The sequence below is a fragment of the Micromonospora sp. CPCC 206060 genome, assembly GCF_036906895.1.
Classification (GTDB): domain Bacteria; phylum Actinomycetota; class Actinomycetes; order Mycobacteriales; family Micromonosporaceae; genus Micromonospora.
The window spans coordinates 1-895 of sequence record NZ_JBAKHU010000252.1; the positions used below are offsets into that span (position 1 = coordinate 1).

The window sequence follows — 895 nt, forward strand, 5'->3', positions numbered from 1 at the left end:
TCCGGTGATGCGGGGTGCGCCGTGGCGGGTCCAGTCGAGGACCAGCACGAGCAGGTGCCACAGGACGGTGAGTTGATTGGTGGGGTCGGTGATCCACTGGTCGAGGTGGGGGATACCGAATCCGGTCTGGTCGCGGAGTTCCGGGTGGGGCATGTTCGGGTCCAGGTGCACCCGAACGGTTCTGCTCGCCATGTCGCCACCGACCTGGAGGTTGTTGCCGGTGGCCATCCAGAGCCGGTCGTTGACGGTGGCGATGTTCCGCGACGCGCCGAGCTGCCGGTCGGACCAGACGCCGTTGGTGACGAGCTGGGCGAGCACGGCGGAGTCGATGACGGAACCTTCGGGGACGTTGTCCCAGATGACCACCCCGACCTGTTCGGCGAGCACGGCGGTGATGGACTTGCGGAGTTCCTCTTCGCTGTCGGCCCAGGGCATCATGCGTTGGCCGTAGAGCATGCCGGGGCCGGCGGTCAGGATCGACTTGCCGGACGCGGGCATGGTCGCGTCGATCAACGCGAACGGCGTCAGCGAGCGGGTGTAGTGCCGCAGGATCGGCGTCGCCAACAAGGCGACGTAGTTCGCCCGGTCGGCGGGGCTGGCCCAGGGGAAGTCGCGCAGGAACCGGCCCAGCAGGAACGTCCGGGCGTCGTGCACCTGCTGCGGGGTGGGTGCCTCTGGTACCGGGGGAAGTGCGACTTTGGAGGCGAGGTAGAGGCCGGTGGCCGGGTCGTAGCCGGGCCGCTGGAGCAGGGTGCCGTCACGGCGTAGGACGGGGGCGCCGATGATGCCGCGTAGCGGCGGCACGTTCGGCCAGGTCTTGCGGGCCAGCACGGCGGAGAGGACTTCACGGGGTGGGGTGACCTCGTCTTCGTACACCTCGGGGTCACCGGCGTCG

Annotated in this window: 1 pseudogene; it reads right to left on the reverse strand. The window is 69.2% G+C overall.

Annotated elements, in window-relative coordinates:
- A pseudogene (locus V6U90_RS33570) lies at nucleotides 1-895 on the reverse strand (hypothetical protein); the annotation flags it as partial.